Genomic DNA, 24,124 nt, shown 5'->3' with positions numbered 1-24,124 from the left:
CCTCAATGCCCACCGCTGGATTTCTTCCTTCGCCGCGCCAGCATGTTGAGGCCCTCGACCAGGGCGGAAAAGCCCATCGCGGCGTAGATGTAGCCCTTCGGCACATGATAGCCCATGCCGTCGGCGATCAGCGTCATTCCGATCATCAGCAGGAAGCCCAGCGCCAGCATGACGATGCTCGGGTTCTTGGCGATGAAGTTGGCCAGCGGCCCGGCCGCCAGCATCATCACGCTCACCGCCACGATCACGGCGATGTACATGATGGCAATCTCGTCGGTCATGCCGACGGCGGTGATGATCGAATCGATCGAAAAGACGAGATCGAGCAGCAGGATCTGGAAGATGGCGCCGGCAAGCGAGATCTGCAGCGTCTCGCCCATCATCGTATCCTTGTGGTCGTCGGGATCGACGGTGTGGTGGATTTCCTTGGTCGCCTTCCAGACCAGGAACAGGCCGCCGGCAATCAGGATCAGGTCGCGCCAGGAAAAGCCATGGCCGAACGCTGTGAACACCGGCGTCGTCAGCTGCACGATGATGGAGATGGTTGCGAGCAGCACCAGCCGCATGATCAGCGCCGCCGAGATGCCGAGACGGCGGGCGCGGGCGCGCTGCGCCTCAGGCAATTTGTTGGTCAGGATCGAGATGAAGATCAGATTGTCGATGCCGAGCACGACCTCGAGGACGATCAGCGTCAGCAACGCGACCCACGCGGTTGGATCGGAAACAAATTGAAAATGCGGCGCAAAGAACTCGATCAGCTGCATGGAGGTCGTCCCCTCTTTAACGATCTAGAGCAGTTTCGTCGCCAGTTAGGTACTTTACTCGACTATATCAATGTCATGACCAGAAGGATGGCGCGGTTTCTTCGAGCCGCGGCCCGCGACGAAAAGGCGCGATCTTCTCGGTCAGGCCGGTGCGGTCGGAAATAGTGACGCCGACGCCGCACAATGTCGCCGGTCCGGTCGCCGCCTCGAAGCGGCCTTTCGGCACTTTCGACAGGAAGCGGTTGAGCGGCTCTTCCTTGTCCATGCCGAGCGAGGAATCATAGTCGCCGCACATGCCGGCATCGGACATGTAGCCGGTGCCGCCGTTGAGGATCTGGTGGTCGGCCGTCGGCTGGTGCGTATGGGTGCCGATGACGAGGCTGGCGCGGCCGTCGACGAAATGCGCGAAGCACATTTTCTCCGAGGTCGCTTCGGCATGGAAGTCGATGACCACGGCATCGGCCTGCTCGCCCAGCGGACAGGCGGCCAGCTCGCGCTCGCCGGCCTGGAACGGATCGTCGAGCTCGGGATGCATGAACACCCGGCCCATGATGTTGGCGACCAGCACGCGCGCGCCGTTTTTGGCGATATAGACGCCGGAACCGCGGCCCGGCGTGCCCTTGGGGAAGTTGGACGGGCGCAAGAAGCGCTCCTCGCGCGGCGCGAAGACCAGTGCGTCGCGCTGGTCCCAGACATGGTTGCCGGTGGTGACGACATCCGCACCGGCGGCGATGGTGTCGCGAAAAATGTCTTCGGTGATGCCGAAGCCGCCGGCGGCGTTCTCGCCATTGACGATGACGAAGTCGAGTTTGAAATCCGAGATCAGGCTGGGCAGTTGTTCCCACACCGCCGTACGTCCCGATTTGCCCACCATGTCGCCGAGGAAGAGAAGTCTCATGCCCACTTCTATCCAGAGGCACGGACGCTAGGCAAGCGCTACCCGGGCGATTGGCGCCAACGCCGGCCGAAATTACCACGCTGCTGTTGAGGCGGCTTTGCGCTCGCGCCCGCGACGCGAACTGCCGAAGGCATCATCGGTGACGCCGGCGGTGTGGTGCGTCCGCGCAGCCAGAAGAACCAGACGTAGAAAACAGTGAACCCACCAGTAGCGGCCAAGAGCAACAGCCCGCCGCGCCAGCCCTTCATCGCCGCGGTATCGAGGATCGATGGATTGGCAGGGTTGTAATACAACTTCACCGCGTCGCCTTTGGACGCCGTGCAGAGGCCGATGTCCTTTCCCTTGCCGGACCACGTCATCGGTGCATCGTTCGCGACATAGGTGACAGCGACGTTGATGCCTTTCGCGGTGAGGCCATTACCCTGGGCTTCGCTGTAGGAACTGACATCCGTCACTGTGGCAACCGTCTGATACCAGGCGAACTGGTGGTGCAGGGCCGTTCCGGAAATGTGCAATGCCATCGCGAACAGCGTTACCACGATGAGGACGAACGGCATCAGCAGGAAGCGTGCGAAGACAAACATGGATGGCCGCCATCGGATCGGACTGTGTTGCCGGAATACTATCCGGCACGTCTTGGAAACGCGTTAAGCGGGATCGCGGTCTTTTAAGCGATATCGAAGCGGCGCAAACCGCTCTCGGTCAGTATTTCCGGGATGATGACGTCGTGCGCCTCATCCGGCACCAGACCCACCTCCTGGCAATCGAAGGCGATGCCGATCAGTCGTGGCGGCTGGCCCTTGTCGATCAGCCTGGCGATGGCGCGGTCGTAATAGCCGGCGCCATACCCGATGCGATGACCGCGGCTGTCGAAGGCCGCGAGCGGCACCAGCATCACCGCGGGATCGAGAACCTCGGCCTCCGCATGCGGACCGACCGTGCCAAAACCCATCTCGACCATCGGCGCGCCGCGCACCAGTTCGCGAAAGACTATGGTGGTCTTGTCGAGGATGGCCGGCAGGCAAAGCCTGGCCCCCTTCTCGCGCAAGGCGAACATCAGCGGCCTGACGTCGACTTCCGATCGCATCGGCCAGAAAGCTGAAACGATCTGACCCGGCTCGATGGCGAGGTGGTCGCGCGCCGTCTCGGCCATTTCAAGCGCGATCTCCACCCGCCGCAGCGGATCGAGCGCATCGCGACGGCCGAGTGCCTCGAGGCGCAACTGCTTTTTCAGGTCTTTGGGAGATGTCATGCGCGGACGATAGAAAAGGTCGGATCTGGGTGACGTTTCATGAGCGACGTTTTCTACCACATCATCCGCCAAACTGGGCGGATACAGGTAAGTGACGATCCACACAACCGGTGGAGAGAGCGATCCCGGGAACCTACAAAGTAGGTGGGCGCCGTATGAGAAAACCCACGGGTCTTCCCAGGGACAGCTCCCTAAGGATCGTTAAGGCCCCGGGGAAAATGTTCTCCTGCCGGGAAGCGCAGACCGCCAAGCCCAATATAGGCGGCTGGTCGGTCAAGCGCTAGTGACATGAGCCGATGTTTCCATTTCGATCTCACACGCTTGCGTCGCAGCCGGCTCGCCCTTGCACAGGTCAAGCAGCGTCCTTACGGTCGCGCTCACCAACCGAGGAGCAAGTATGCGTTTCGAAGGCACGGCGGCCTATGTCGCCGACAAGGATCTGATGGTGGCGGTGAACGCCGCGATCGCGCTGGAGCGGCCATTGCTGGTCAAGGGCGAGCCGGGCACCGGCAAGACCGAGCTTGCCCGCCAGGTGGCATCGGCGCTCGGCCTCGACCTGATCGAATGGCACGTCAAGTCGACCACCCGTGCGCAGCAGGGACTGTATGAATATGATGCTGTCTCGCGGCTGCGCGACAGCCAGCTCGGCGATGCCAGGTTCAACGACATCAAAAACTACATCAAGCGCGGCAAGCTCTGGGACGCCTTCGCGGCCGGTAAGAAGGTCGTGCTGTTGATCGACGAGATCGACAAGGCCGATATCGAATTCCCCAACGACCTGCTGCAGGAACTCGATCGGATGGAGTTCTTCGTCTACGAAACCGGCGAAACGATCCGCGCCGCTGTGCGCCCCATCGTCATCATCACTTCCAACAATGAGAAGGAACTGCCCGACGCCTTCCTGCGCCGGTGCTTCTTCCACTACATCCGCTTTCCCGATGTCGACACGCTGCACAAAATCGTCGACGTGCACTATCCCGGCATAAAGCAGAATTTGGTGCGTGCTGCCCTGACCCAGTTCTACGAAATCCGCGACGTGCAGGGGTTGAAGAAGAAGCCGTCGACCTCCGAGGTGCTCGACTGGATCCGCCTGCTGGTCGCCGACGACATCGCACCCGAGGATCTGCGCGCCGACCCCAGGAACGCGCTGCCGAAACTGCACGGCGCGCTGCTGAAGAACGAGCAGGACGTGCATCTGTTTGAGCGCCTGGCCTTCATGGCCAGACGGCAGGGGTGAGAATCGAGGGTTGGCTGACAGCTACGGGCGGCTTTGGCCGCTTACTCCGCGGGAGCAAACCCTCTCTCCTGCGGCGCGACGCGCTTCGGCCCGAAGATGACGAAGCCGATGACCGACAGGGCGAGAACGCCGATCCCGCAATAGAGCATGACCCAGCCGAAACCGTTGACCAGGGCGGCATGCACGATGGCGCCGGATGGGTCGAGGGCTGCGAGCTTCGGCGTCCCCTGCGCAAGGCCCTCCAGATTGCCGGTGGCAACCCTTTCCGCCAGTGCCCGCAACTTATCCGGCTCCAAAGCCGCGCCGAGTGTGGCCCGCAGGTGGGAAACGATACCTTGCGTCAGCAGCAGGCCGAGCACCGCGATGTTGATGGCAAGCGTGATCAGGCGTGCGCTGATGTCGATGCCGGACGCCATGCCGGCACGATCCGGCGATACCGCGCCGGTCGTGGTATTGGTGGTCGGCGAATTGGTGAGACCGATGCCGATGCCGGCAATCAGCGTGCCGGGCATCATGGTCAGCCAGGTGGCGCCCTCGAGCCCGGAGCCGATCCACATGGCGATGAAACCGATCCCTAGCGTCAGCAGACCGAGCGGGATGGCAATTCGCGCCTGATAGCGCGCGCGAATGCGCTCGGCGATCGGCGGCATCACCATGAAGGGCAGCGTGTAGACGAGCAACAGCAGGCCGGTCGTCGTGCTGTCGTAGCCGAGAACGCCCGAATAATAGATCGGCAGATAGATGATGAACGGCCAGTAACTGAAATTCATGCCGATGGCGCCCATGATCGCGCCGGAAAACTGGCGGATGCGGAACGCGGAGAAATCGAACATCGGATAGGGATTGACCCTCTCGGCCACAAGGAAAGCGATGAACGCAGCCACGGAGGCTAATATCACGCCGATGCGGGCGCTGGTCCCGAGATCCGCACCCTGCGTGATCAGACAGGAGAAGCCGAACACAGAAACCGACAGCGTCAGCATGCCGGCCCAGTCGAGCTTCTGGGCATTGTGATCGCGCGATTGCGTGACACCGGCGCCGATAAAGGCGAGCGCCAGGAGCGCCAGCGGCACGTGGATGAGGAACACCCACTGCCAGTTCGACAGCGCCACGATCAGGCCGCCAATGGCGGGACCGAAACCAAGCCCGATGCCTGAGACGACGCTCCAGGCAACAAAAGCCTTGCCGCGTTCGCGGCCATCCTGGAACTGATGCGACAGCACGGCGACGCTGCAGGTCAGCATCGCGCCGCCGGCGAGACCTTGCAGGAAGCGGGCGGCGATCAGCAGCGCCGCACTCGGCGCCAGGCCGCACAGCAGCGAGGCGAGGCCGAAGGCGACGGTGGTGATCACCATCACGCTCTTGCGGCCGAAACGGTCGGCCAATGTCCCTGTCGCCATCAGCACCGTGGTGCAGGCAATGGTGTAGGCGTTCATGATCCATTGCAGGTCTTTGAAATCGGCGGCGAGCACGCTTTCCAGTTTCGGCAGGATCACCGGCACGCTGGAGATTTCGAGCCCGAACAAGAGCGACGCCAAGCACACGCCGGTGAGCGCGATGGTGTTTCGTTGAATTGGCATATCGATCTCTTTCCATCGGAACATGCGGCGCTCTTCAAACCGCGACCAGTTTGACATAGAGGAGACTTGACCATGAAAAAAGACTATGCTCGGCTATATCAGAAATGACAAAATCGAATGGTTGGCCAATGGAGTGCTGCGATGACCAGTCTTGATGTGGACGCCGTACGAACCTTTGTGATGGTGGCCGATCTGCAGAGCTTCACCCAGGCGGCATCGGCGCTGGGCAGCACGCAGGCGACGATCAGCGTCAAGCTGCGCCGCCTTGAGGAGAAGCTGGGCGCGCGATTGATTGAAAGAACGCCGCGCCGCGTCAGCCTGTCGGCACGAGGCGCCGTCTTCCTCCCCGCCGCGCGCGACTTCCTTGCCGCGCACGAGCGCGCCATGGCGGAGTTTGCGTCAGCACCGTGCCGGCTTGCGCTCGGCTTTGTCGATCATGCCGCCGGTCCGGCGCTGTCCATTCTGATTGCCCAGCTCCATGCGCACGATCCATCGCTGACGCTCAGTTTGAGGATCGATACCAGCACGGTGCTCAAGGAAGCTTTCGATCACGGCGAGCTCGACGCGGTTATCGTGCACCGCGAAGGCGACAGCCGTCCTGGCCGGACCTTGTCGCGCAACCACTATGGCTGGTTCGCCGCACCTTCCTTCGAGTGGCAGCGCGGAACGCCGTTGCGCCTCGCGCTCTTAAGCACCGTGTGCAACTGTCCGGATCGTGTGCGGGCGGTCGAGGCGCTGGACAAAGCAGGCGTCGCCTGGGAGGAGGCCTTCGTCGGCGGCGGCGGCGCGGCCGTCAACATTGCGATATCGGCGGGCTTTGCCGTTTCTGCGCTGGCTCACTGCGTCGCTCCGCCCGGCCTGATCGAGGTTGGCCGCAAACTTGGTCTTCCATCGCTTGACCCTTCCGAAGTGGTGCTGCATTCGCACAATCTGGCGCCGCGGGCGCGAGACGCGCTGCAGATGCTGGCGACCGCATTTCGCGAGTACAATTCGCCGGTGGTATAGGCGATGGTGTTTCCGATCTGATTCCGCCGGAATCCGATAAGGCTTTGGAGGAACCGAAATGACCGAGATCACCGTCCGCCCGCTGGCGCTGGCCGACCATGCCGACTGGCGGCGGCTGTGGACTGCCTACCTCACCTTCTACGAGACCAGGCTGCCGGACGAGGTCTACGACATCACCTGGAAACGACTGTTCACGGAAGGTGAATTCGAACCGAAGGGGTTTATCGCCACGCTCGACGGCAAGGCGGTCGGCCTGACCCATTATCTCTATCACCGCTCCGGCTGGTCGGAGAAAAACAGCTGCTACCTGCAGGACCTGTTCGCCGACCCTGATGTGCGCGGCAAGGGCATCGGTGCGGCCCTCATTGAAGCGGTCAAGCAGGAAGCCGGCAAGATCGGCGTCAAGAACGTCTATTGGATGACCCACGAAACCAACACGACGGCGCGCAAGCTCTACGACCATGTCGCGCGGCGGACAGGTTTTATCGAGTATGATCTGCTATGATGCGAGCGCGATCGAAATAACGCGGAAGGAGCCGAATGATCCGCTATGTCGGAATCGTGGATGGCAGTGACGGCGTTTGGGGAGTGCGGATGCCCGATCTCGCCGGCTGCCACGGGGCCGGCGCAAACCCGGCTGAAGCGATAGCCGATGCCGCGTCGGCTATGCGCGAATGGGCGGAAGCCCGCATCGCAAAGCACTTGCCCATACCCAACCCACCTTCTGCAATCCGGCGAAATCGACAGTGCCCGTGGCGACTCCGCCGTGACCGTTCGGCATAGATAACGGCCAACCATGTTCCTCCCCTTCTTTCTCGAACTAAAGGCCGCGCGGGTTCCCGTTTCGCTCAGGGAATATCTGTCGCTGCTGGAAGGGCTGGAGGCCGGGCTGGTCGACTATGACGTCCAGGGTTTTTACTACCTCGCCCGCGCCGCGCTTGTGAAGGACGAACGCCATATCGACCGCTTCGACCAGGTGTTTGCGCATGTCTTCAAGGGGATCGAGGCGCTCACCGGCCCCGATGCCGTCGGTGTCGCCAACATCCCTGAGGAATGGCTGCGCCGGCTCGCCGAAAAGCACCTGACCGAGGAAGAGAAGAAATTGATCGAGGCGCTCGGCGGTTTCGACAAGCTGATGGAGACACTGAAGCAGCGGCTGGAGGAACAGAAAGGCCGCCACCAGGGCGGCTCGAAATGGATCGGCACCGGCGGCACTTCGCCTTTCGGCGCCTATGGCTACAATCCCGAAGGCGTGCGCATCGGCCAGCATGAAAGCCGCAATCGCCGTGCGGTGAAAGTCTGGGACAAGCGCGAGTTCAAAAATTTCGACGACGCCGTCGAGCTCGGCACCCGCAATATCAAGGTGGCGCTGAAGCGCCTGCGTCGCTGGGTGCGCGAGGGTGCGGAGGAAGAGTTCGACCTGCCCGGCACCATCCATGCCACCGCCGAGCACGGCTATCTCGATGTGCAGACGCGCCCCGAACGGCGCAACGCCGTGAAGCTCTTGATGTTCTTCGATGTCGGCGGCTCGATGGACGACCACATCAAAAGCGTCGAGGAGCTGTTTTCGGCCGCCCGCGCCGAATTCCGCCAGCTCGAATATTTTTACTTCCACAACTGCCTTTACGAGAGCGTCTGGAAGGACAACCGGCGCAGGCATGCCGAGACCATCCCGACCTTCGACCTACTTCACAAATACGGCCCCGACTACCAGGTGATCGTCGTCGGCGATGCCTCGATGAGCCCTTACGAGATCGCGCATCCCGGCGGTTCGGTCGAGCATTGGAACCCGGAAGCCGGCAGTGTCTGGCTTGGCCGCCTCATCCAGCAATGGCCGAATGCGGTCTGGCTGAACCCCGAAAACCAGAAAAACTGGGGCTTCACCCATTCGATCGCGATGATCCGCGATCTCTTCGGCGGCCGCATGTTCCCACTGACGCTGGCCGGGTTGGAAGCCGCGACGAAGCAGCTCTCACGCAAGCGTTGATATGAGAGGAAAACCGATGACCTGCTTTCTTTGCCCGCAATGCGGCGTCCAGTTCGCGGCAACGCAGACCCCTCCAGAAAATTGCCCGATCTGCGAGGACGAGCGGCAATATGTGCGCTGGGAAGGCCAGGCCTGGATCACTGGGGAAGAACTCTCTGCCGGGCACAGGCTTGTGATGAAGGACGATGCCGGCGTTCTCGCTTTCGGCATCGAGCCGCGCTTTGCCATCGGCCAGCGGGCGCTGCTGGCGCAGACGCCGCACGGCAATGTGCTGTGGGATTGCATCTCGATGGTGAGCGACGAGGCGGTAGCCGAAATCAACCGTCGCGGCGGCTTGGCCGCGATCGCCATTTCGCACTGCCACTATTATTCGGTGATGGTCGAGTGGAGCGAGGCGTTTGGCGGCGTGCCGATCTATCTCCATGCCGACGACCGCCAGTGGATTATGCGGCCGCACAACGCCATCGTCAGCTGGGCGGGCGAGACGCTGGCCATAAACCCGTCGCTGACACTCGTGCGTTGCGGTGGCCATTTTGCCGGCGGCCAGGTGCTGCATTGGAAACGCGATGGCGGTAACGCCCTGCTGTCCGGCGACATATTGCAGGTGACGCCGACGCGTCGCCATGTCAGCTTCATGTACAGCTATCCGAACTACATTCCGCTCAATGCGCCGGCCGTGCGACGCATCGCGGCGGCACTTGAGCCTTTCGAATTCGACGACATCTACGGCGCGTGGTGGCAGCAGAACATCATCGGCGGCGCAAGAACGGCATTTCATGCGTCGATCGCCCGCTATCTTCAGGCGATTGGGTAGGAGCTCGGCTGAAAATGCGAGCACAACACGTAACAAACGCCTATCTCTGTGCGAATATGAGGTTGCAATCAAAAAAAGCCGCCAAGGCTGAGGAGATCAAATGGACACCCACACCTACCCTGTCACCCGCACCGACGCCGAATGGCGCGCCCGCCTGACGCCCGAGCAATATGCGGTCATGCGCGGCCATGGCACCGAACGGCCCGGAAGCTGCGCCCTGCTCTACGAAAAGCGCGCCGGCACCTTTTCCTGCGTCGGCTGCGACCAGCCGCTGTTCGAATCCAAGCTCAAGTTCGAGAGCGGCACCGGCTGGCCGAGCTTCAATGATCCGGTGCCCGGTTCGGTCGAAAACACCGTCGACCGCAGCTACGGCATGGTCCGCACCGAATGCCACTGCGCCCGCTGCGGCAGCCATCTCGGCCATGTCTTCGAGGACGGCCCGCCGCCGACCGGCCTGCGCTATTGCATCAACGGCGTGGCGCTGAAATTCGAGCCGGCGGCTTAAGCCGCGGCTTGACCACCATCTTCAAAGGGCGGCTTCGGCCGCCCTTTTTCGTGTCAATCTTCTCAGACAACCACCACCAGGATCAGCCAAAGCGTAGCCCCGAGCGTCATCAACGAAGCCTTGGCGCCACTGGATTTTTCCGTGGTTCGCCAGACGGCAAAGGTCAAAAAGATGTTGTAGGGCACGGGCGCGAAATGCACCGCCAGGACGACGGCGAGCGGCAGCTTCAAGCCGAGCAGAATGAGCGCGGCCACCGACGAGGTGATGTTGATCGCCGTGCCGACAAGGACCAGATCGCGCCAGAACAACCGCTCGACCGGAACCGCGCCTTGCCAGCGCGAGCCGAAGAAGGATCCGATGCTTTGCACCAACACCTGATAGCTATCCCTCTCCCAGCACGTCGGTGACGGCGCGCTCGAAGCGCGAGCATTCCGTCACCAGCCAGTCGGCCATGGCCGGCCAGTTGTCCTCGGCATAGCAGTTCACCCGCCACATCGAATTGATGCCGAGGGCCTCGCAGCTCTGCTCCGGCCTGAGCTTCAGCCTGTCTTCGATTGCCGGTTGGAACGGCTTCAGCCGCGACCAGACCCCGGTCGCGCCGAACTTCTCGTTACGGCCGAAAAAGACGCCAACTTGGCTTTGCGCCGGCGCGACATACATGGACAGGACCAGAGCGAAGTCGGGCAGCCCGCGCTGCCAGAACCAGGGTCCGCGCCGCGCCATGGAAGCGCGTTCCTCCGGATGCCGTTCGGCGAACAGCGCCCAGAAGCTGCGTTGGCGGAATTCAGAGGCGCGGCGGGCGCCGAAGTCGAATTCGCTCATGGTTCGATGCCCGTTCCAGCATCATTCCTTGGCCCGAGACTGTTTCGAAATTCGCTCTGGCGATATCAGCCGGAGTAGAATTTCCAGACAGCCTTACACCATGCCGAGCGCGGCCTTGTAGAGATCGAGGATGGTTTCCTCTTCCTGGCGCTCGGCCTGGTCCTTCTTGCGCAGCCGGATGATCGACCGCATCGCCTTGGTGTCGAAGCCGGTGCCCTTGGCCTCGGCGAACACTTCCTTGATGTCGTCGGCGATGGTCTTCTTTTCTTCCTCGAGCCGCTCGATGCGCTCGATGAAGGCGCGCAACTGGCCGGCGGCAACAGTCTGGCTGGTATCTGTGATGTCGTCGGCCATGTTTTTTCTCCACTACTTTTTCGCACCGCGATTCTGGCGCGGTAAATTGGAGCGGGTTCGATGCCCGAGCAGGCGCGGCGGGTCAAGCCATTATCGGCGCTTCGTGAACGGCTGCTGCCAGCCGTCCCCAGTGTGATGGATCCGCGCGTCAGCCAAACGCGATCAACAGATCCTTCGCATCGATCTGATCGCCGGCCTTGACCAGCACTTCGGCCACTGTGCCGTCGCGCTCGGCATGCAGGGCCGTCTCCATCTTCATGGCTTCGATCGACAACAGCACGTCGCCGGCCTTGACAGCTTGGCCGGCGGCAACCGAAAGGGCGGAGACCACGCCCGGCATCGGCGCGCCGACATGCGCCTCGTTGCCGGGCTCGGCCTTGCGCCGAGCCTTGGCCGCCGAGGCGCCATGCGCCCTGTCCGGCACCCGGACACGGCGCGGCTGGCCGTTGAGCTCGAAGAACACGGTGACCATGCCCTTCTCATCGACGTCGCCGATCGCAAGGCAGCGCACTACAAGCGTCTTGCCTTTTTCGATGTCCAGGAAGATCTCATCCTCGGACTTCATGCCGTAGAAATAGGTCGGCGTCGGCAGCACACTGACCGGCCCGTAGGTTTCCTGCGCGGCGGCGAAGTCGGTGAACACCTTCGGATACATCAGCCAGGAGGCGAATTCGTACTCCGAGAGCTTGCGCTCCAGCTTCTGCTCGATCTCCCTGCGGCTGGCCTTGAGGTCGGCTGGCTTGAGCAGCGAGCCCGGCCGTACGGTGATCGGCTTGGTTTCCTTCAATGCCTTCTTCTGCAGCTTCGCAGGCCAGCCGCCGGGCGACTGGCCGAGATCCCCGCGCAGCATCGAGACGACCGAGTCCGGGAAGGCGATGTCCTTGGCTGGGTTTTCGACGTCGGCAACGGTCAGATCCTGGCTCACCATCATCAGCGCCATGTCGCCGACCACCTTGGACGACGGCGTCACCTTGACGATGTCACCGAACATCAAATTGACGTCGTGATAGGCTTGTGCCACCTCGTGCCAACGCGTTTCCAGCCCCAGCGAACGCGCCTGTTCCTTGAGGTTGGTGAACTGGCCGCCCGGCATTTCGTGCAGATAGACTTCCGAGGCTGGCCCCTTGAGGTCGCTTTCGAAGGCGGCATACTGGTTGCGCACCGCTTCCCAGTAGAAGGAGATTTTGCGGATCCATTGCGGATCGAGGCCGGGATCGCGCTCGGTTCCCTTCAGCGCCTCGACGATCGAGCCCAGGCAAGGCTGCGAGGTGTTGCCGGAGAAGGAATCCATCGCCGCGTCGATGGCGTCGACGCCGCTTTCCACGCCGGCCAGCACCGTCGCCGCCGACAGGCCTGACGTGTCGTGGGTGTGGAAATGGATCGGCAGGTCGGTCGCCTCGCGCAGCGCTTTGAACAGCACGCGGGCGGCAGCCGGCTTCAAAAGCCCGGCCATGTCCTTGACGGCGATGATATGGGCGCCGGCGGCCTGCAATTCCTTCGCCAGCCCGACATAGTATTTAAGGTCGTATTTGGCGCGCGCCGGATCGAGGATGTCGCCGGTGTAGCAGATCGCCGCTTCGACCAGCTTGCCCTCGGCGCCCACCGCGTCCATGGCGACGCGCATGTTCTCGACCCAGTTCAGGCAGTCGAATACGCGGAACAGGTCGACGCCGCCGGCCGCCGCCTGGCTGACGAAATGTTGCACCACATTGTCGGGATAGTTGGTGTAGCCGACGCCGTTGGCGCCGCGCAGAAGCATCTGCAGCAAAAGGTTGGGGGCCGCTTCGCGCACTTTGCTCAGCCGCTCCCACGGATCCTCGGTCAGGAAGCGCATGGCGACGTCGAAAGTGGCGCCGCCCCAGCATTCCAGCGACAGCAGCCGCGGCAGCGCCCGCGCATAGGTGCCGGCAATGCCGGCAATGTCATGCGTACGCATGCGGGTGGCGAGCAGCGACTGGTGGCCGTCGCGCATCGTCGTGTCGGTGACCAGCACCTCTTTTTGCTCACGCATCCAGGCAGCGAATTTCTCCGGCCCCAGCGTGTCGAGCTTCTGCTTGCTGCCATCAGGCACATTGCCGTTGAGATAGGGCACGACGGGCGCTGCCGCATCGGCCTTGGGCATCGGACGGCCGCGGGTTTCGGGATGGCCGTTGACGCTGACGTCGGCCAGATAGTTGAGCAGCTTGGTGGCTCGATCCTGCCGCTTCACCTGCGCGAACAGCTCCGGCGTCGTGTCGATGAACCTGGTCGTGTAGGAATTGTCGGCGAAGCGCGGGTGGTTGATGATTGCCTCGAGGAAGGTGAGGTTGGTCGCCACGCCGCGGATGCGGAACTCGCGCAAGGCCCGGTTCATGCGGGCGATCGCCTCGGCCGGTGTCGGGGCCCAGGCAGTCACCTTCTCCAGCAGCGGATCGTAAAAGCGGGTGATGACCGCGCCCGAATAGGCGGTGCCGCCGTCGAGGCGGATGCCGAAACCGGCGGCTTCGCGATAAGCGGTGATGCGGCCGTAGTCCGGAATGAAACTATGCTCCGGATCCTCGGTCGTTATGCGGCACTGCAGCGCGTGACCGTTCAGCCTGATATCGGCCTGCGCCGGCACGCCCGACTCTTTCGTGCCGATGGCAAAGCCGTCCAGTATGTGGATCTGCGCCTTGACGATGTCGATGCCGGTCACCTGCTCGGTGACGGTGTGCTCGACCTGGATGCGCGGATTGACCTCGATGAAGTAGAATTTGCCGGTGTCGGCGTCCTGCAGGAATTCCACCGTACCGGCGCCGATATAGCTGGTCTCGCGCGCGATCTTGAGCGCATAGCCGCAAAGCTCCTGGCGCAATGCCTCGCTGAGATAGGGCGCCGGCGCCCGTTCGACGACCTTCTGGTTGCGGCGCTGGATCGAGCAGTCGCGCTCGAACAGATGTACAGCGTTGCCATGCGTGTCGCCGAGCACCTGGACCTCGACATGGCGAGCGCGCTCGATCAGCTTTTCGAGATAGACCTCGTCCTTGCCGAAGGCGGCCTTGGCCTCGCGCTTGCCTTCCATCACCTCGCGGGCGAGGTCGGCTTCCGCGCGGATGGCGCGCATGCCGCGCCCGCCGCCGCCCCATGATGCCTTGAGCATCACCGGATAGCCGACTGTCTTGGCGAGCTGCTTGACTGCTTCCATGTCGTCCGGCAGCGGTTCGGTTGCCGGCACCACCGGCACGCCAACCTCGATGGCCAGATTGCGCGCGGCGACCTTGTTGCCGAGCCGGCGCATCGTGTCGGGCTTCGGTCCGATGAAGGTGATGCCGGCCTCGGCGCAGGCATCTGCGAATTCAGGGCTTTCCGACAGGAGGCCATAGCCCGGGTGGATGGCGTCGGCGCCGGACAGCCTGGCGACCCGGATCACTTCCTCGATCGACAGATAGCTTTCGATCGGCCCCATGTCCCTGGCCAGATGCGGCCCGCGCCCGACTTGGTAGCTTTCATCGGCCTTGAACCGATGAAGTGAATATTTGTCCTCCTCGGCCCAGATCGCCACGGTTTTGAGGCCGAGCTCGTTTGCCGCGCGAAAGACGCGGATGGCAATTTCGGACCTGTTGGCGACGAGGATCTTCGTGATGGCCAAGGAAGGAGGCTCCGGACAGGGAGGGATGGGGCGGAGGCATGATTAACGCGAAAATGCTGCAGTGCAACCAAAATCGAGGAGAGATTAAACCGATTTAAATGCGATTCTAGCACCACGGCTCGAAAAGCTGCGTGCGATTGGCGCCGCGAGGTGACGGTAATTGTCGTGCCCGCACAAATTCGACCCCGGCTAACGGCTTGTCCAGCCACCCTCGCTGCCGCCCTGTCACCAACAAAAATGCCCGGCGCGAGCGCCGGGCATTCCATAGAGCTGCGTTTCGAATTACGACTTCGGGAACCAGGAGATCTTGCCGTCCGGACCCTTCTTCCATTCGTACATGATGTAGCCCGGGAGCTTCGGATCGCCCTTCGCGTCATAGGCGAGATCGCCCAGAACGGTCTTGAACGGGCCCTTCTCGTGCAGCGCCTTGGCCACTTCCACGGGGTCGTTCGACTTGGCCACGGCAGCAGCCTCGGCGATCACCTGCATGGCGGCGTAGGAGTAGAGAGTGTAGGCTTCCGGCTCGAAGCCCTGAGCGCGGAACTTCTCGACCAGTGCCTTGTTCTCGGGGATCAGGCGCGGATCGGGACCGAAGGTGTTGAGCGTGCCGATAACCGCATCGCCGGCGATCGCAGCCAGCTCGTCGGTGACGATGCCGTCGCCCGACATCAGGGTAGCCTTGAGGCCCTGGTCCGCCGACTGGCGGATGATCAGGCCGGCTTCGGTATGCAGGCCGCCCCAATAGATCAGGGTAACACCGGCATCCTTCATCTTGGCAATCAGCGCCGAGAAGTCCTTGTCGCCGACATTGACGCCTTCGTACATGACTTCGGTCAGGCCGGCTGCGTTCATCGCCTTCTTGGTCTCGTCGGCAAGGCCCTGACCATAGGGGGTCTTGTCGTGGATGACGGCAACCTTGGCGTCCTTGAAGTTGGTCGCGATATAGCCGCCGGCGATGCCGCCCTGCTGGTCATCGCGTCCGCAGGTGCGGAACACGTTCCACAGGCCGCGCTCGGTGAATTTCGGGTTGGTCGCCGCAGGCGTCACTTCGACGATGTTGTTGTCGACGTAGACTTCCTGCGAAACCGGGATCGAGACGCCCGAGTTGAAGTGGCCGATCACGAATTTCACGCCGTCGCCGACGAACTTGTTGCCGACCGAAATGCCCTGCTTCGGATCCGAGACGTCGTCGCCGACTTCGAGCTTGATCTGCTCGCCGTTCATGCCGCCTGCTGCGTTGATGTCGGCAACGGCCGCTTCCGCACCCTTCTGCAGCTGCGCACCGAAGGCCGCATTCGGACCGGTGATCGGACCTGCGACGCCGACGATAACGTCAGCCCATGCATTGCCACCGAACGCGACAAGCGCGGTCAGGGCAACGGCGGACAAAAGTGATTTCTTCATTTAAACGCTCCCATTTACGAGGTGGGCGTGGATGAAACTTTCATGCGATGCCCACCCTTATCGCAGAAAGCGTACTTTGCCGATTTTCAGGCCCTTGTCACGCCGATTCATCCCCGGAACGGCGTTAATGATGAACGTCAACCTTTCGGTTTCCAGCTTAAGATCGAAGCCCGTTCGTAAAGCCAATTATACTGCGTCACCATCTGGTTCGTACGCGTGTATTGATAGCCGACAAATCCCAATATCATGAGCACGATTGTGTCCACGACATAGTATTGCAGCGAAAACATCGTGCCGCCGAACAAGGCATGATGGATGAACCTGATGCCTATGCCGAGACCCAGCAGATAGGCGAACAGCGCCGGCAGGCTGCGCCATGTCTGGGCGCTGGCCTTGCCGGTCATCCATGCCGCCCAGCCGCCGAGCAGACAGGTGACGAAGAAGAACTGCCAGATGGAAGGTTCCTCGTGAAGAATGCCTTGCATGATGAAGACTCCCTAGCATGATCCCGAAAAGTTGCAGACTTTTCGGACAAAGGTCATGCGACAAACAAACAAGTTGGAGCGGAATACCGTATGCATACATTCCGCTCCAAAATCAGTGATGGCCGCCTTCGAGATAGGCCGCCCGCACTTCCGGATTGGCGAGCAATTCCTTGCCTGTGCCGCTCATGGTCACGTTGCCGTTGACCATGACATAGCCGCGCGTGGCGAGTTTGAGCGCGCCGAAGGCGTTCTGCTCGACCAGGAACACGGTCAGCCCTTGCGTGCGGTTCAGCTCGCGGATGGCATCGAAAATCTGCTTGACGATCAGCGGCGCCAGACCCAGCGACGGCTCGTCGAGCAACAGCAGCTTAGGCCGCGCCATCAGCGCACGTCCGATCGACAGCATCTGCTGCTCGCCGCCCGACAGCGTGCCGCCGCGCTGGGCAATGCGCTCCTTGAGGCGCGGGAACAGCGCGAACACCTTCTCGGCATCTTCGTCATAGTGCTTGAGATTGTCGAGACCGGCGCCCATCTGCAGGTTTTCCATCACCGTCATGCGCGGGAAAATGCGCCTGCCTTCCGGCGACTGCGCAATGCGCATGCGGGCGATCTCGTGCGTCGGCATCTGGGTGATGTCGGTGCCGGCGAAAGTGATTGAGCCGGCACGAGCGCGCGGCGCACCGAAGATGGTCATCATCAGCGTCGACTTGCCGGCACCGTTCGCACCGATCAGCGCGACGATCTCGCCCTGGTTGACGTGGACATCGACGCCGTTCAGCGCCTTGATGTTGCCGTAGTAGGTCTCGACGCCCTTGATGTCGAGCAGCGTTGTCTCGGCCATCACTTACGCCCTCCGCGCGGCTTGCCTGTCGGGGATTTGGTGGCCGCCGGCTTGGACTTGGCTGTCAGACGCTCGGACGGTGCTCTTGGCGCGGAGTTGGCTCTTGTATCGTATTGGGTGGCTTTTGAAGCTCCCTTCGACACTGTGACCCGCTCGCCCTGGCTGTGGCCGATCGTGTCGCTTACCGGGCCGGCGAGATAGGAAGACGATGTGCCTGGTCCGTGAGCCGAATCCGGCCCGATGTCCAGCTGCTCGATGACGTCTTCATCGCCAACCTCGGTCAGCACCGTCTCGACCTCCTCGTCGTCGACGCCGAGATAGGCGGCGATGACGCGCGGGTCGGTACGCACCGATTGCGGGCTGCCGTCGGAAATCTTGCGGCCATATTCAAGCACCACGACATGGTCGGAAATCTGCATGACCACCGACATGTCATGTTCGATCAGCAGGATCGAGGTACTGCTCTTGATGTCCATCAGCAGCGAATTCAGCGCAGCCGACTCCTTCGGATTGAGACCGGCCGCAGGCTCGTCGAGGCACAGAAGTTCGGGCCCTGTGCACATGGCGCGCGCAATCTCGAGGCGCCGCTGCGCGCCATAGGGCAGGTCGCCGGCCGGATCGTCGGCGCGATCGACAAGATCGGCCTTCTCCAGCCAGTGCTTGGCAAGCTCCACCGATTCAGCCGAGGCTCTGCGGTAGCCGCCGATCCCGAACAGGCCCAGGATCGTATAGCCGGATGCCTTCATCAGCTTGTTGTGCTGGGCAACCAGCAGATTCTCCAGCAGCGTCATGCCCGAGAACAGGCGGATGTTCTGGAAGGTGCGCGCCACCTTGGCGCGCGCCGGGATCTCATGATTGGGCAGCCGTTCGAGCAGGAAGCTCGAGCCGTCGGCCCGGTTGAGCGTAATCATGCCTTCCGACGGCTTGTAGAAGCCGGTGATGCAATTGAAGACGGTGGTCTTGCCGGCGCCATTGGGTCCGATCAGAGCGGTGATCTCGCCGCGCTTGGCCTGGAACGACAGATCGCCGATGGCGATCAGGCCGCCGAACTTCATCGAAAGATGCTCGACCTGGAGGATGGCGTCTTTCATACCCGGATTGGTCTTCTGAATGGAGGTCGCGCTCATCAGCCGTGCCCTTCCTTGGTGAAGGAGGAGGAGACCGCTTTTCGTTCACTGAGGAAGGCCGTCGGTTCACGGCTGCCGACAAAGCCGCGCGGCTTCCACAGCATTACGATGACCATCGCCATGCCGAACAAAAGCATGCGGTAAAGCTCCGGCGTGAAATCTTTTCCGAAGACACTTTTCAGGAAATCGAGTTCGCGCAGTGCCTCGGTGCCGCCGATCATCACCAGCGCGGCGACCGCGATGCCGACCAGCGAGCCCATGCCGCCGAGCACCACGATGGCCAGGATGATCGCCGATTCCAGGAAGACGAAGGATTCAGGGCTGACGAAGCCTTGCCGTGCGGCGAAGAAGGCGCCGGCAAAACCGCCGAACATGGCGCCGGTGGCAAAGGCGGTGAGCTTGGTGGTGGTGGTGTTGATGCCAAGCGAGCGGCAGGCAATCTCGTCCTCGCGCAGCGCCTCCCAGGCGCGGCCGACAGGCATGCGCCTGAGCCTGATGGTGACGAAGGCGGTCAGCAGCGCCAGCCCGAGAATCAGATAGTAGAGGAAGATCTTGTAGTAGGCGCTTGACTGGGCGATGTGCAGCACCTTGCCGATATAGTTCGGGTCGGTCGAATTAAACGTCATCAGGCCGAAGAAGGTGACCTTCGGGATGCCGGAGATGCCGGCCGAGCCGTTGGTGACTTCACGCCAGTTGATCAGCACCAGGCGGATGATCTCGCCGAAGGCCAGCGTCACGATCGCCAGGTAATCGCCACGAAGCCTGAGCACCGGAAAGCCGAGCATAACGCCCCAGAAGGCGGCCATGGCGCCGGCGGCGGGCAGCAGGATCCAGAACGACAGGCCGTATTGCGAACCGAGCAACGCATAGGCATAGGCACCGACCGCGTAAAAGGCGACGTAGCCGAGATCGAGCAGGCCGGCGAGGCCGACGACGATGTTCAGCCCCCAGGCCAGCATCACATAGATCAGGATCTGGATGCCGAAATTGTCGACCCACTTCAACGAGCCCTGCAGGCCGCCGGTTATCGACCACGCGTAGATCGACAGCACCACGACGACGAGGATCGGGTATAGCACCAGCGCCGCAATCCCGAGCTTGGTGAAATTGGCGTGGATGAAGGAGCGGAAATAGAAGATCACGCAAGCGAGCGCGTAAATGACGGCCAATGCGCGCAGGAACTGAAGGTAGCCGGCCAGATCGGGTCCCACCAACACCGGCAGGGCGCTGCCGAACGCAACCAGGACAACCGCCAGCACAACGGCGACGATGAAGGCCGGAAGCAGGAAGAAGCGCGACGCGACGCTCGCCGGCAACAGGCCGGTGGCGACATTGGTGATCTTCTGATTGGCCATGAACGGCTGGCCATATGCAATGTAGAAGAAGCGGCCAAGCATGGTCAGCACGACCACGGTGATGAGCAGCAACCAGCGCTGCACCAGGATCAGCTGGTTGCTTATGTTCTGGTCGGTCTTCAGGCCGATGAAGAGAATGAACAACCCCAGCGAGATGGCGCCGGCATAGAACGCTTCGCGCAATGCACGCTGCACGGGGGAGGCGACGGTGTCGCGCTCCGAGGATACGGAAACCGCCATTGTCTCAGACCTTTTCGACTTCTGGCCGGCCCAAAATGCCGGAAGGCAGGAAGATCAGCACGATCGCCAGGATCGAGAACGCCGCGACGTCCTTGTAGTCGATCGAGAAATACGCCGACCACATGCTCTCGATGAAGCCGATCAAAAGCCCGCCAAGCACCGCGCCCGGCAGAGACCCGATGCCGCCGAGAACGGCCGCGGTGAAGGCCTTGACCCCCGGCACAAAGCCGTCGGAAAAGGCGATGACGCCGTAATACATCAGGAACAACGTGCCCGCGACGGCCGCAAGCGCTGCACCCATGATAAAGGTGATCGAGATCGTACGGTCGACATCGACACCGAGCAGCGCCGCCATCTTGCGGTCCTGCTCGCACGCCCTTTGCGCCCGGCCGAGGGAAGTCCTGTTGACCAGGTACCAGAACAGCGCCAGCAGCAGGGCGGTGACGACGACGATGATGATCTGCTTCAGCGACACGCTGATGCCGTTGATGTTGTAGACTTGGCTGACCATCGGCGGGATCGGCTTGTTGCGCGGACCTTGCGTCACCTGGATGAAGTTCGACAGCGCGATCGACATGCCGATGGCGGTGATCAGCGGCGCCAGCCGGAACGAACCGCGCAGCGGCCGGTAGGCCACCTTCTCGATCGTCCAGTTGTAGAGGCTGGTGAGCAGCATCGCCACGATCATCATGATCAGCAGCGCCAGGACGACCGGGACCGAATAGAACAAGGAGCCGAGGATGAGGAAGACAACGAGGGCGGCGAATGCCCCGACCATGAAAATGTCGCCGTGGGCGAAGTTGATCATGCCGATGATGCCGTAGACCATCGTGTAGCCGATTGCGATCAGCCCATAGATCGATCCCAGCGTCAGCCCATTGATAAGCTGCTGGACAAAGTACTGCATGTGTACATGGCTCCCCTGGAATGTCGCCCATGCAGACGCATTCCTTTTCGTATTTCCCCTAGTCGTAAAGTTTCGAGCCCGGATTGCAACGTGATTTTTCAAACGTCGAGCGTGTTTTGCCGGCACGCCTTCCGATTGCCCGTTTTTTTGCTCCCGACCCCTGGACTATCGCGGACCCTATCATTGGCATAACGCAATGTCTTTGACGATTCAGCCGGGCCAGCGACCTCATTTCGAAGAAATCCCGGTCAAAATTCGGCGATGAGACGAATCCTTGCGTTGTTGGCGGGCTTCGTTTTTTAGCCACATTCCGTACTGACCAGCTGCAACATGGGTTCCTTCCCGACTTATGGCGGTGGATGCCTCGCCCAACGCGCTAACCTTTCGCTGACTGGTTTCGCCAAGAGGTCCCGCTCTGGGTCCAAGTCTTGGTCTCGGTGGATGATCGGCAGCCTACCGTATCACTTAACCACAAAACCGTGCGCGAACGGATCGCGGTCGTCGATGAAGATGGTGTTCAGGCCGGTCATCCGCGCCCAGCCGCCGATCGAGGGAATGATGGCCGGCTTGCCGGCAACAGTGACGTCCCTCTCGACCTTGCCCTTGAACAGCGAGCCGATGATCGATTCGTGGACAAAACTGTCGCCGGCCTTGAGCTTGCCCTTGGCATGGAGCTGCGCCATGCGCGCCGAGGTGCCGGTGCCGCAAGGTGAGCGGTCGATCGCCTTGTCGCCATAGAAGACCGCGTTGCGCGCATCCGCGCCCGCCACTGTCGGCTCGCCGGTCCACAGCATGTGGGACAGCCGGTTGATGCCGGGGTTTTCCGGATGCACGAACGAGTACTTCTCGTTGAGCCGCTGCCGCACCACAGGGCTCCAGGCGACGAAATCGCCGGCGGAATAATCAGCCATGTCGCGAAAATTCGCCTGCGGCTCGACGATTGCGTAAAAATTGCCGCCATAGGCGACATCGACGGTGATCTCGCCAAGCTGCGGGCAGTCGACCGTCAGTCCCTCGGCATAAAGGAAGGACGGTACATTGGTGATGCGCACCTCCTCGACATAGTCGCCGACTTGCTTGTATTCGGCGATAACCAGCCCGGCCGGTGTGTCGAGCCGGAGCACGCCGGGTGTCTTCGGCTTGATCAGCCCATGTTCAATGGCCATCGTCACCGTGCCGATCGTGCCGTGGCCGCACATCGGCAGGCAGCCCGACGTCTCGATGAACAGGATGGCTATGTCGCAATCCTCGCGCGTCGGCGGATAGAGGATCGAGCCCGACATGACATCGTGGCCGCGCGGCTCGAACATCAGCCCGGTGCGGATCCAGTCATACTCCGCCAGGAAATGCGCCCGCCGCTCCATCATCGTCGACCCCTCGAGCAAGGGACCGCCGCCGGCGACCAGCCGCACCGGATTGCCGCAGGTATGGCCGTCGATGCAAAAGAAGGATTTTTTGGCCATGATTTCCTCGAACTCAAAACCGTTGCGGGCTGAAGGGAGCAAGATCGATCGGCGAAGTCTGCCCGAGAACAAGATCGCGGATCAAGCGGCCGGTGGCCGCCGCCTGGGTCAGGCCGAGATGGCCATGGCCGAAGGCGTAGACAACGTTGGGCGCGGTTCGCGCCGTGCCGATCACCGGCAGCGAATCCGGCAGCGACGGGCGATAGCCCATCCATTCGCGGCCACCTGACGCGTCCAGCCCCGGAAGGAACTGTCTGGCTTTTTCCAGCATGGCCTTCGAGCGCGCAAAATTCGGCGGCCGGTCGAGACCGCCCAACTCGACGGCGCCGCCGACGCGCAAGCCCGTGTCGAGTGGCGTGATGACGAAGCCATGGCCGGAAAAGATCAGCATCCGCTGCACGTCGAAAGCGGTCTTCGGCAGTGTGGTGTTGTAGCCGCGCTCGGTTTCGAGCGGGATGGTGTCGCCAAGCGCCTTCGCCAGCCGATGCGACCATGCCCCGGCGGCCACGACAAGATGTCTTGCCTGCCTGGTCGTGCCGTCGGTCAGCGCCAGCGTCGCGCCATCAGGATTGGCGGCGACGCGCTCTATGCGCGCCTTTTCGAAACGCGCGCCCAACCCTTCGGCATAGGCCCACACCCCCTTGCCGAGCAGTTTCGGATCGGCGACGGTCTTCCAGCCCGGCACGAAGGTGCCCTTGATGAAGCGCGGCGACAGTCCCGGCTGCAGCCGCGCCAGTTCGTCGCCTTCGACATGGCGAAAGCCGATGCCGAAGCGCTCGCGCGCCGCCCAGCCCGGCAGCCCGGCCTGAAATTCGGCCTCGCTTTCATAAAGCTCCAGCGAGCCGTCCTCGCGCAGCATCAGCCGCGTGCCGGAACGGTCGAGCAGGCCCATCCATTCAGCCTCGGCGAGCTTCATCATGCCTGCCTGAGCAGCAAGGCTCGCCTCATATTTTTCTGGTGCGCCAGCGCGCCAGAAGCGCAACAGCCAAGGCAACAGCTTCGGCAAGTAGGCCGGCGGGATGCTGAGTGGCCCGAGCGGATCGGCAAGCCATTTCGGCAAGTGCCTCATCATGCCCTTATGCGCCAGCGGCAGCACGTCGGAGAAGGCGAAGGCGGCGGCATTGCCGGAGCTCGTCTCCTCGCAGATGCCGGTGCGGTCGAAGACCGTGACGCTGCGCCCGGCCTCGGCCAGCATGGCCGCCGCGCAGATGCCGACAATGCCGCCACCGACAATGGCGATATCTACCCCTTCTCCCCGTTCACGGGGGTGAGGAGTGGTCCGCGAAGCGGTGGAAAAGCCGACTGCTTGGCTTTCCGAACGACGAACGCCCGGAGCGCCAGCGAAGGGCTGCGGGGCCCGAAGGGCGGATGAGGGGCGGCGGCCCTCCTCTGTGTCCCTGGAATTTCCTTGCACGTCGGCGCTGCCCCTCATCTGGCTGCCGCCATCTTCTCCCCGTGCACGTGCACGGGGAGAAGA

The 24,124-nt window shown here is 62.2% G+C and carries 23 protein-coding genes, 1 other RNA gene and 1 pseudogene; 7 read left to right on the top strand and 18 right to left on the bottom strand.

Features of this window, described 5'->3' with window-relative positions; all coding sequences use genetic code 11:
- Positions 1-2: 2 nt before the first annotated feature.
- From NKJ18_RS19080 to ssrS, 5 genes are all read right to left on the bottom strand, one after another.
- Positions 3-764 (bottom strand): TerC family protein, encoded by a 762-nt coding sequence (locus tag NKJ18_RS19080; protein ID WP_023694576.1) that lies wholly within the window; start codon positions 762-764, stop codon positions 3-5.
- A gap of 73 nt (positions 765-837) precedes the next feature.
- The gene (locus NKJ18_RS19075) at positions 838-1,662 is read right to left on the bottom strand and encodes a TIGR00282 family metallophosphoesterase (protein WP_352759218.1); all 825 of its coding nucleotides are present in this window, start codon (positions 1,660-1,662) and stop codon (positions 838-840) included.
- A gap of 38 nt (positions 1,663-1,700) precedes the next feature.
- Positions 1,701-2,246: a DUF3592 domain-containing protein gene (locus NKJ18_RS19070; RefSeq protein ID WP_352759216.1), complete on the bottom strand. Its 546-nt coding sequence runs from the start codon at positions 2,244-2,246 to the stop codon at positions 1,701-1,703.
- 83 nt (positions 2,247-2,329) lie between these two features.
- Positions 2,330-2,914 (bottom strand): 5-formyltetrahydrofolate cyclo-ligase, encoded by a 585-nt coding sequence (locus NKJ18_RS19065; RefSeq protein ID WP_352759214.1) that lies wholly within the window; start codon positions 2,912-2,914, stop codon positions 2,330-2,332.
- A gap of 92 nt (positions 2,915-3,006) precedes the next feature.
- Positions 3,007-3,162: non-coding RNA, 6S RNA (ssrS, locus tag NKJ18_RS19060), on the bottom strand.
- A gap of 149 nt (positions 3,163-3,311) precedes the next feature.
- On the opposite strand from ssrS, the gene NKJ18_RS19055 reads away from it, so the two are divergent.
- The gene (locus tag NKJ18_RS19055) at positions 3,312-4,151 is read left to right on the top strand and encodes an AAA family ATPase (RefSeq protein ID WP_352459894.1); all 840 of its coding nucleotides are present in this window, start codon (positions 3,312-3,314) and stop codon (positions 4,149-4,151) included.
- A 41-nt stretch (positions 4,152-4,192) separates the two neighbouring features.
- Here NKJ18_RS19055 and NKJ18_RS19050 read toward each other — a convergent pair whose 3' ends face one another.
- Positions 4,193-5,731, bottom strand: coding sequence for an MFS transporter (locus tag NKJ18_RS19050; RefSeq protein ID WP_352759213.1), 1,539 nt, complete (start codon positions 5,729-5,731; stop codon positions 4,193-4,195).
- Positions 5,732-5,872: 141 nt separating this feature from the next.
- Here NKJ18_RS19050 and NKJ18_RS19045 point away from each other — a divergent pair, with 141 nt between their 5' ends.
- The 6 genes from NKJ18_RS19045 to msrB all read left to right on the top strand — a co-directional run bounded on the left by NKJ18_RS19045 (position 5,873) and on the right by msrB (position 10,042).
- Positions 5,873-6,736, top strand: a complete 864-nt coding sequence (locus NKJ18_RS19045; RefSeq protein ID WP_352759210.1) for a LysR family transcriptional regulator — start codon at positions 5,873-5,875, stop codon at positions 6,734-6,736.
- 58 nt (positions 6,737-6,794) lie between these two features.
- Positions 6,795-7,241, top strand: coding sequence for a GNAT family N-acetyltransferase (locus NKJ18_RS19040; protein ID WP_352759208.1), 447 nt, complete (start codon positions 6,795-6,797; stop codon positions 7,239-7,241).
- Between the two features lie 35 nt (positions 7,242-7,276).
- Entirely contained in the window at positions 7,277-7,519 is a 243-nt protein-coding gene (locus NKJ18_RS19035; protein ID WP_352759206.1) for a type II toxin-antitoxin system HicB family antitoxin, read from the top strand.
- A gap of 13 nt (positions 7,520-7,532) precedes the next feature.
- Positions 7,533-8,723, top strand: coding sequence for a vWA domain-containing protein (locus NKJ18_RS19030; RefSeq protein WP_352759205.1), 1,191 nt, complete (start codon positions 7,533-7,535; stop codon positions 8,721-8,723).
- A 16-nt stretch (positions 8,724-8,739) separates the two neighbouring features.
- On the top strand, positions 8,740-9,537 hold the full coding sequence (locus NKJ18_RS19025; protein ID WP_023668726.1) for an MBL fold metallo-hydrolase: 798 nt from the start codon (positions 8,740-8,742) through the stop codon (positions 9,535-9,537).
- A gap of 100 nt (positions 9,538-9,637) precedes the next feature.
- Complete coding sequence (gene msrB / locus NKJ18_RS19020) at positions 9,638-10,042, top strand: peptide-methionine (R)-S-oxide reductase MsrB (protein ID WP_013529102.1); 405 nt, start codon at positions 9,638-9,640, stop codon at positions 10,040-10,042.
- A gap of 62 nt (positions 10,043-10,104) precedes the next feature.
- On the opposite strand, the gene NKJ18_RS19015 is transcribed toward msrB, so the two are convergent.
- The 12 genes and pseudogenes from NKJ18_RS19015 to NKJ18_RS18960 all read right to left on the bottom strand — a co-directional run bounded on the left by NKJ18_RS19015 (position 10,105) and on the right by NKJ18_RS18960 (position 24,079).
- Positions 10,105-10,416, bottom strand: coding sequence for a hypothetical protein (locus tag NKJ18_RS19015; RefSeq protein WP_031196451.1), 312 nt, complete (start codon positions 10,414-10,416; stop codon positions 10,105-10,107).
- 7 nt (positions 10,417-10,423) lie between these two features.
- Entirely contained in the window at positions 10,424-10,864 is a 441-nt protein-coding gene (locus tag NKJ18_RS19010; protein WP_352674335.1) for a hypothetical protein, read from the bottom strand.
- A 93-nt stretch (positions 10,865-10,957) separates the two neighbouring features.
- Positions 10,958-11,218 (bottom strand): DUF2312 domain-containing protein, encoded by a 261-nt coding sequence (locus NKJ18_RS19005; protein WP_023668722.1) that lies wholly within the window; start codon positions 11,216-11,218, stop codon positions 10,958-10,960.
- 148 nt (positions 11,219-11,366) lie between these two features.
- A complete protein-coding gene (gene pyc, locus NKJ18_RS19000) occupies positions 11,367-14,825 on the bottom strand; it encodes a pyruvate carboxylase (protein WP_352652226.1) in 3,459 nt (1,152 codons plus the stop codon).
- A 282-nt stretch (positions 14,826-15,107) separates the two neighbouring features.
- Positions 15,108-16,229, bottom strand: coding sequence for a branched-chain amino acid ABC transporter substrate-binding protein (locus NKJ18_RS18995; protein ID WP_023668720.1), 1,122 nt, complete (start codon positions 16,227-16,229; stop codon positions 15,108-15,110).
- Positions 16,230-16,366: 137 nt separating this feature from the next.
- The gene (locus NKJ18_RS18990; protein ID WP_023668719.1) at positions 16,367-16,714 is read right to left on the bottom strand and encodes a DUF6867 family protein; all 348 of its coding nucleotides are present in this window, start codon (positions 16,712-16,714) and stop codon (positions 16,367-16,369) included.
- Positions 16,715-16,826: 112 nt separating this feature from the next.
- Positions 16,827-17,555, bottom strand: a complete 729-nt coding sequence (locus tag NKJ18_RS18985; RefSeq protein ID WP_023668718.1) for an ABC transporter ATP-binding protein — start codon at positions 17,553-17,555, stop codon at positions 16,827-16,829.
- 20 nt (positions 17,556-17,575) lie between these two features.
- A pseudogene (locus NKJ18_RS18980) lies at positions 17,576-18,682 on the bottom strand (ABC transporter ATP-binding protein); the annotation flags it as partial.
- On the bottom strand, positions 18,682-20,277 hold the full coding sequence (gene livM, locus NKJ18_RS18975; RefSeq protein ID WP_023668716.1) for a high-affinity branched-chain amino acid ABC transporter permease LivM: 1,596 nt from the start codon (positions 20,275-20,277) through the stop codon (positions 18,682-18,684). The gene livM and the pseudogene NKJ18_RS18980, both read right to left, overlap by 1 nt.
- 4 nt (positions 20,278-20,281) lie before the next feature.
- Positions 20,282-21,184: a branched-chain amino acid ABC transporter permease gene (locus tag NKJ18_RS18970; RefSeq protein WP_023668715.1), complete on the bottom strand. Its 903-nt coding sequence runs from the start codon at positions 21,182-21,184 to the stop codon at positions 20,282-20,284.
- Between the two features lie 461 nt (positions 21,185-21,645).
- Positions 21,646-22,647, bottom strand: coding sequence for a 4-hydroxyproline epimerase (locus tag NKJ18_RS18965; protein ID WP_023693148.1), 1,002 nt, complete (start codon positions 22,645-22,647; stop codon positions 21,646-21,648).
- A gap of 13 nt (positions 22,648-22,660) precedes the next feature.
- Entirely contained in the window at positions 22,661-24,079 is a 1,419-nt protein-coding gene (locus tag NKJ18_RS18960) for an NAD(P)/FAD-dependent oxidoreductase (protein WP_280800232.1), read from the bottom strand.
- Positions 24,080-24,124 lie beyond the last annotated feature (45 nt).

It is taken from the genome of Mesorhizobium sp. M0217, assembly GCF_040321955.1.
Taxonomy (GTDB): Bacteria; Pseudomonadota; Alphaproteobacteria; order Rhizobiales; family Rhizobiaceae; genus Mesorhizobium.
This window is presented reverse-complemented; position numbering and strand designations above follow the sequence as displayed.